The following is a 7,892-nucleotide window of genomic DNA, read 5'->3' as shown; positions in this document are numbered from 1 at the left end:
GTATATTATTTTAGGTAGAAAATTGACTTTATCCTGTATAATGTAGATAAAATATGGTAAAATTATTGTAAATAAGAAGCATAATCCAATTATTGGTTCTAGTGGTATGTTTATCTTTTCATAATCAGAAAGAAGTAAATATATTACTAATATTGGAAAGCTTAAAGTCGAAGCAAGTAGAGATGGGAATAAGTTCTTAACTTTAATCCCTTGTGCTTGAAAATCTTTGGAAATAAATATAAATGTGTATGGGGATAGAAATGGGACAGCAAAGATTAAGAGAATCAAAGCAAAAACAAATATGATAGTCGTTAAGCTGGATGCAGAAGCTATTGTCTCTGGAAAAATACTAGAATACCCGATAAAAATTAAATAGCGATAAGTCAAAATACTTCCCAGTATCAATCCAAGTGCAGCTAGGGATGGAATTGATTTGCTTAATAGGCTAATGACAGTGGTCAGCCATGATCGTAAACCCGATTCATTTGGCTCAGAGAGCAGTAATATCCTAAGCAGCTTTTGTTTGCTCTTCTTAAAATGATTCATGTCTAGAAATGCCTTATTTTTGAATAAATGTTGAATTATACCTCACTCTCTCTAATCCCCCCATCTCACACCGCTTACGGTATAATACGCGTTTGTTTAAAGACTTTGCGGGGCGTTTCAGACGACCTTGCGGCAAAGGATGGCTATGAATATGAAAAAGATTGTTGCCGTTGCTTCTGTAGCGGCGTTGTTGGGCGGTTGCGCTTATGATTCTGACTCGGCGTTCGGCGGTTTAGGCGGCGGTACGGGTATCGGCGGCAGCGTGGTGAAAATGGCGGTCGATCATCAATGCCGTTCGGAATTGAACAAGCGCAATGAGTGGCGTTTGATCGCGCTGACGATGAGCGCAGACAAGCAGCGCGAGTGGGAAGATAAAATCTGCGGCTGCGCGAGCGAGGAGGCGCCGAATCAGGTGTCCGCGCAAGAGTTGATGGATGTTTTGAATCCTTCTTCGCGTGATCGGGCGATTGCGTCGGTAACGATGAAAACCGTCAATGCTTGTTTCAAGCGTTTGTATAGATAATGTTTTTCAGACGACCTCTGTGTATCAAGGTTGTCTGAAAGTTTATAGTGGATTAAGGTCGGGATAGGGCGGTTTGCGGGATGGTCCTCAGGCGGGTTTCCTGTTTTGACCAGCAATATTTTTGTTTTTATAGAGAAGAAATCATGAAATACATCAGCACCCGCGGTGCAACCGCACGCAAGCAATTCAGCGAAGTTTTATTGATGGGTTTGGCTCCTGACGGCGGTTTGATGCTGCCTGAGCAATACCCTCAAATCGACCGTGCTACCTTAGACCAATGGCGCACACTCAGCTATCCTGAGCTGGCGTTTGAAGTCATGAGCCTGTTTGCCACCGACATCCCTGCTAATGATTTACGCGACATCATCAACCGCACCTACACCGAAGAAGTATTCGGCACCAAAGCCATTACTCCAGTACGCACACTTTCAGACGGCATCAAAATCCAAGCCCTGTCCAATGGTCCTACTTTGGCATTCAAAGACATGGCCATGCAATTCTTGGGCAATGCGTTTGAATATGTATTGAACAAAGAAGGCAAAGAACTCAATATCTTGGGCGCTACCAGCGGCGATACCGGATCTGCCGCCGAATATGCCCTGCGCGGTAAAAAAGGCGTCAATGTCTTCATGCTGTCTCCGGAAGGCAAAATGAGCGCATTCCAACGTGCGCAAATGTTCAGCCTGCAAGATGCCAACATCCACAACATCGCCGTTGAAGGCATGTTTGACGACTGCCAAGACATCGTCAAAGCCGTACAAAACGATGCCGAATTCAAAGCCAAATACCACATCGGCACAGTCAACTCCATCAACTGGGGCCGCATCGTCGCTCAAGTCGTGTACTACTTTGCCGGTTATTTCAATGCCACTTCGAGTAATGATGAAAAAGTCAGCTTCTGCGTGCCAAGCGGCAACTTCGGCAATGTCTGCGCCGGCCATATCGCCCGCCAAATGGGTCTGCCTATCCACTGCTTGATTGTTGCCACCAATGAAAACGACGTATTGGACGAATTTTTCAAAACCGGTGCATACCGCCCACGCAATAGCGAACATACCCATGTCACTTCCAGCCCGTCTATGGATATTTCCAAAGCCTCCAACTTCGAGCGTTTTGTGTTTGACCTGATGGACCGCGATGCAGACGAAATCAAAACCTTATGGGCTGAAGTAAGCTCCGGCAAAGGTTTCAATTTGGAATTTGTCTTAAACAAAGTCCATCAACAATATGGCTTTGTTTCCGGCAAATCGACTCATGCCAACCGCCTTGCCACCATCAAACAGGTTTACGAACAAGACCGTGAATTGATTGATCCGCATACAGCCGATGGCATCAAAGTAGCGCGTGAAGTACGCGAAGCCGGCGAAACCATCGTCTGCCTCGAAACCGCATTGGCTGCCAAATTTGAAGCCACCATCCATGAAGCGGTCGGCGAAGTTTCCATTCCCCGCCCGGCTGCATTGGAAGGCTTGGAAAACCTGCCGCAACGTGTCCGTGTTGTCCCTAATAACGCAACGACAGTAAAAGATATCATTAAGGAAGCTTTGGCTTAACCGGCTGTCTTTGACGACTGAAGAGGCCGTCTGAAACTTTTTCAGACGGCCGCAACTGGTGTTTGAGAAGTGGGCAGCGTTATTAACGACCCCACCGCATCACAGTCGTTCTCATTATAAAATCAAGGCGTTAAAATAATACCAACTCCTTTTAACTTTCAATTGCAAACATTGTAATGACAGATATTTTCGTTTAGAATTGCATGTTTGCTCTAAATCTGGATTGATATGCAGACAACACAAGCCACATCCAACTGGGAGCTGTACAAGCGTTTGCTTGGATATTTAAAAAGCTATTGGAAGATGTTTATCGTCTCCGTAGTAGCCATGCTGATTGTCGCCGGTACGATGCCGGCTTTCGGTTACTTGCTCAAACCTTTGATTAATGAAGGTTTTGTCGATAAAAACATGAAAAGCATGTCATGGTTGCCGCTGGCAATTGTGGCGCTGTTTTTCGTTCGCGGCCTGTTCAACTTCATTAACGAATATTGCACGACTTATCTGTCCAGCCACTTGGTGCAGCGTTTGCGCGGTGAAATGTTCAATAAAATGATGCACCTGCCGACTTCGTATTTCAGCAGCAATACCGGCGGCCGTCTGATGTCGCGCATTTTAAACGACGTCAACCAAATTACCGATGCAGGATTTAACGTCATTACCGTGATCGCCAAAGACGGCGTGAGCGTGGTCGGTCTGTTGGGCTTGTTGACTTATCTAAACTGGCGTTTGACCCTGATTACTTTTATTATTTTGCCGGTCGTTGCCGTATGTATCCAAACGGTCAGCAAACGCTTGCGCAAATTGTCTGCCAACAATCAAATTTACATCGGTCAGCTGATGCAGGTTTTGGGAGAAAGCATCAATGGTGAACGTGTTGTGAAAATCTATGGCGGTCAAGATTATGAAAATCGCCGCTTCAACCGTATTGCCGACGATGTGCGCCGCAACCTGCTCAAACAGGTTTCCGCCAGCTCTGCCGGTACCGGCATTACGCAATTAATGGCTTCGGTTGCACTGGCTGCGATTATTTACGCAGCGGCACGCCAAGCAGGGCTTTCCGGCTTCAGTGCAGGCGATTTTATGTCGTTTTTGTCCAGCATGATCATGATGTTTGACCCAATCAAACGCATGACCGGCGTGATGCAATCCCTGCAACGCGGTTTGGCGGCGGCAGAAAGTGTCTTTACCTTTTTGGATCAACCCGAAGAGAGCAACGAAGGCAAACAAATCCTCAGCCCAAACCCTGGAGATATTGAATTTTGCGATGTTGTACACCGCTATCCTGAAGCCGAACGCAACAGCTTGAACCACATCAACCTGCTTGTACCGCAAGGCAAAGTGACTGCATTGGTCGGCGCATCAGGCTGCGGTAAAACCACTCTGGCCAATATGTTGCCGCGCTTCCTCAATCCGGATGAAGGCAAGGTTCTGATTGGCGGCGTCAACATCAAGGAATATACACTCGAAAGCCTGCGCAGCCGCATGGCATTTGTCGGCCAAAACGTTATCCTGTTTAATGGTACGATTGCTGAAAACATTGCCTATGCTCAAGCTGACAAATTCAGTGAAGAAGAAATTATCAATGCTGCAAAAGCCGCGAATGCTTGGGAATTTATCCAAAAAATGCCGCAAGGTTTGCACACTGAAGTTGGCGAAAACGGTTTAAAACTGTCCGGCGGCCAACGTCAACGCCTCGCCATTGCGCGTGCGCTTTTGAAAAATGCGCCGATTTTGATTTTGGACGAAGCCACCAGCGCATTAGATAATGAATCCGAACGTTTGGTACAAACCGCATTGGAAAACCTGATGCAAAACCGTACCACATTGGTGATTGCCCACCGACTTTCAACCATCGAAAAAGCCGACAATATCGTTGTGATGCACGAAGGCAATGTAGTCGAACAAGGCACTCATCATGAATTGATCAACGCAGGCGGACGCTATTCCGACCTGCACAGCCTCAGCGAAAAATCAGCCAAACCGGCAAGCAAGTAGCTGAACACCATATTCCATTCTTTTTATTAACCTCGGCCGCCCCTACCTATTCTTTTCAGACGGCCTTATCCGACAGGAAATATCAATGGCAGCATTCAACACCCAGAAAGTCTTGTCCGTACACCACTGGACCGACGCTTACTTCACTTTCACCTGTACCCGTGACGAGTCTTTGCGCTTTGAAAACGGCCAATTCGTCATGGTCGGCCTGATGGTAGACGGCAAACCGCTGATGCGCGCATACAGCGTGGCTTCTGCCAACTGGGAAGAGCATCTGGAATTTTTCAGTATCAAAGTACAAGACGGCCCATTGACCAGCCGCCTGCAACACCTTAAAGTCGGCGACGATGTCCTCATCAGTAAAAAACCGACCGGTACACTGGTTGCCGGCGACCTGAATCCGGGCAAACATCTCTACCTCTTAAGCACCGGTACCGGTATCGCCCCTTTCTTGAGCATTACCAAAGACCCTGATGTTTATGAGCAATTCGAAAAAATTATCTTGGTTCACGGCGTACGCTACAAAAAAGACTTGGCATACTACGACCGCTTCACCAAAGAATTGCCCGAACACGAATACTTGGGCGACTTGGTTAAAGAAAAACTGATTTACTACCCGATCGTTTCACGCGAAGAATATGTACATCAAGGCCGTCTGACCGATTTAATGCGCAGCGGCAAACTCTTTGAAGACATCGGCCTGCCTAAAATCAATCCGCAAGACGACCGCGCTATGCTGTGCGGCAGCCCAGCCATGTTGAAAGACACCTGCAACGTTTTGGACGAATTCGGACTGACCGTTTCTCCGAAAACCGGCGTTCGCGGCGACTACCTGATTGAGCGCGCATTCGTCGATCAATAACGTACGTTAGCAACAGGCCGTCTGAAACCCTTCTTTCAGACGGCCTAAACCTTAATAATTTATCCCACATTATGCCTACTCTACTCATCATCCGTCCGTCCAACCGTCCACAGCAAGATATCCAAACCTGCCATACAGCCGGTTGGCAGGCTCAGGTATTGAGTCCGATTGAAATAGAGGTGGATCGTTCGGCGCAAAAAAAACTCCCCGAACAATTCAAGCAAGCCGACGTCGTGTTTTGGGTCAGCCCGACCGCTATTGAAACCGCAGCGCCGCATCTGAACTTTTCAGACGGCCACAAAGCACACATTACCGTCGGCCAAACCAGCCAACATACTTTGGCGCAATTCTCCCCCTATCCCGTATTCTCTCCCGAAGACGGCAACGACAGCGAGGCCGTCTTGAGAATGCCTATTTGGAAAAACCTGCCACCCAACGCCCGAGTTCTAATCATTCGAGGTCATGGCGGCCGTGATTTTTTAGCAGACAAACTGACCGAACTGGGTTTCCAAATCGACATCGCCGAAATCTATTTCAGACGGCCACACGCCATCGATTGGCAGAACTTTAAAACTGAAGACATCGCTGCCGCCTACGTCACATCCGGCGAGCTCGCGCGCGAATTTTTCCATCAGATTCCGCCGCAATTTTCCCGATTCTTCGAATCCTTGCTATACTTTACCCACCATCCGCGTATTGCCGATGCACTTCGCATCGTCGGCGCCAAACATGTAGAAACCGTCACTTCTTTATCCGCTGCACTTTCATCCATGCCACAAAGGAGCCAAGCAGTGAACCCAGTCGAAGACAATAAAGATACCCAACAAGTTGCCAATACGGCAGCTCCGGTGCCTGAACGTTCTGAAAACACAAGGCCGTCTGAACAAATCAAACCTACCCAACCTCAGCGAGTGGAGGCGAGCATGCCCGAGTCCAACAATCTCCCACAAAACAACACCCCTGTTATCATCAAACAATCTGGCGGCAAAGCCTTGGCCGCAGGTGCAACCGTCTTGGCACTGCTTAGCTTGGGCGCGAGCGGATTCCTGTTTGTACAGGGCCAAAATGTTTTAAAAAACCAAGAGCTCGAATTCAACCAAAAAATCGACAAAGCTGCATTGGGCGAATCTGAAAACGCTAGCCTTCTAAAAGACAACCTCAACCGCCAAACCGCTATTCAAGCCGAGTTAGACCGCCTGAACAACGGTCAAAAAAACAATAGCGATCAAATCCTGCAATTGCAGAAAGCTTATCAAGAGTTACTCAAAGGCCGTATCAACTGGCTGGTCGACGAAGCCGAATCGATGTTGAACACTGCTTCGCAACAATTGATGCTGTCAGGCAACCTCCAAGGCGCAGTCAGCGTATTGGAACACATCGACAGCCGCTTAAGCCGTTTTGAACAGCCTGAGCTTATCCCCATCAAGCAAGCCATCAGCAATGATTTGGCCGCGCTGAAAAACCGTCCTTATGTCGATATTTCCGCTACTGCCTTGCGTATTGACCGTCTGGAAACCGGTATTTCAGGCCTGCCTTTGGTTTTGGACGGCGTATTGAAACCAGGTGCTGCACCTGTCGAAGCCACTAATTCAGGAACTTGGTGGGAAAACACATGGGAAAAATCCCTCAATGCCCTCAAAGGCTTGGTTGAAGTCCGTCATCTGGACAGCAACGACGCCATGTTGATTTCACCCGATCAAGCCTACTTCATCCGTGAAAACCTGCGCCTACGCCTTTTGGATGCGCGCATTGCCCTATTGCAACACAACGGCGAAGTGTATCAAAGCGATTTGAACAACGTTGAAGCAACTGTAAAACAATACTTCGACAGCAAATCCCCTGCTACCCAGTCATGGTTGAAAGAGTTGGCCGAACTCAAAGCCCTTGATGTCCGTATGATTTCAGACGACAGCCTGAAAGCCAGCTTGAGCGCCGTTCGCGCTTATCAAGAAGGTTCGCGTACACAAATGACGACCGAAGAAGCTACGCAAACCCAAGCTGCCGAGCAAACCGCTTCCGCTCCGGCTGCAACTACCGAACAAGCCACAACTGCCGCACCGGCTGCCGCTTCCGCTCCTCAGTCTTTAGAAGCACCTGCATTGCCGTCTGAAAACAAAAAAGAACCGGCCGCCGAAGCTGCCAAACCACAAAACCAAACCAAGCCTGCTGCCAAAATTAAAGGAGAGCAAGCATGAAAACCGTCGTTTGGATTGTCATTCTGTTTGCCGCCGCCGTCGGTTTAGCGTTGGCTTCCGGCATTTATACCGGCAACGTGTACGTCGTGGTTGAACAAACCATGCTGCGTATCAATCTGCATGCCTTTGTTTTAGGCCTGCTGTTGAGCGTATTCGTCTTGTATTTCCTGATTAAATTCGTGTTCGGCCTCTTGAACATTCCGGCGCGTATGCAACGC

Annotated in this window: 6 protein-coding genes and 2 pseudogenes; 7 read left to right on the top strand and 1 reads right to left on the bottom strand. The window is 48.1% G+C overall.

Annotated features, from left to right (window positions below; translation table 11 throughout):
* On the bottom strand, positions 1-546 hold a 546-nt coding region (locus tag ACTHUT_RS11220), incomplete at its 3' end, for a hypothetical protein (RefSeq protein ID WP_440418805.1).
* Between the two features lie 151 nt (positions 547-697).
* Here ACTHUT_RS11220 and ACTHUT_RS11215 point away from each other — a divergent pair.
* The 7 genes and pseudogenes from ACTHUT_RS11215 to ACTHUT_RS11185 form a co-directional block, all read left to right on the top strand.
* Positions 698-1,069 carry a hypothetical protein gene (locus ACTHUT_RS11215; RefSeq protein ID WP_208648083.1) on the top strand — a complete coding sequence of 124 codons (372 nt, stop codon included), beginning with the start codon at positions 698-700 and terminating at the stop codon, positions 1,067-1,069.
* A gap of 143 nt (positions 1,070-1,212) precedes the next feature.
* Positions 1,213-2,622, top strand: coding sequence for a threonine synthase (gene thrC, locus ACTHUT_RS11210; RefSeq protein ID WP_440418804.1), 1,410 nt, complete (start codon positions 1,213-1,215; stop codon positions 2,620-2,622).
* A 228-nt stretch (positions 2,623-2,850) separates the two neighbouring features.
* The gene (gene msbA, locus ACTHUT_RS11205) at positions 2,851-4,617 is read left to right on the top strand and encodes a lipid A export permease/ATP-binding protein MsbA (protein WP_049328974.1); all 1,767 of its coding nucleotides are present in this window, start codon (positions 2,851-2,853) and stop codon (positions 4,615-4,617) included.
* Positions 4,618-4,702: 85 nt separating this feature from the next.
* Positions 4,703-5,479 carry a ferredoxin--NADP reductase gene (locus tag ACTHUT_RS11200; RefSeq protein ID WP_049328975.1) on the top strand — a complete coding sequence of 259 codons (777 nt, stop codon included), beginning with the start codon at positions 4,703-4,705 and terminating at the stop codon, positions 5,477-5,479.
* Between the two features lie 71 nt (positions 5,480-5,550).
* A pseudogene (locus tag ACTHUT_RS11195) lies at positions 5,551-6,186 on the top strand (uroporphyrinogen-III synthase); the annotation flags it as partial.
* Positions 6,187-6,402: 216 nt separating this feature from the next.
* A complete protein-coding gene (locus tag ACTHUT_RS11190) occupies positions 6,403-7,674 on the top strand; it encodes a uroporphyrinogen-III C-methyltransferase (protein ID WP_224783479.1) in 1,272 nt (423 codons plus the stop codon).
* Positions 7,671-7,892 (top strand): annotated as a pseudogene (locus ACTHUT_RS11185) (heme biosynthesis protein HemY); the annotation flags it as partial. The gene ACTHUT_RS11190 and the pseudogene ACTHUT_RS11185, both read left to right, overlap by 4 nt.

The sequence above is a fragment of the Neisseria sp. P0022.S010 genome, from assembly GCF_051956635.1.
Note: the sequence above shows the minus strand (reverse complement) of the source record. Positions and strands in the feature narration are given on the sequence as shown.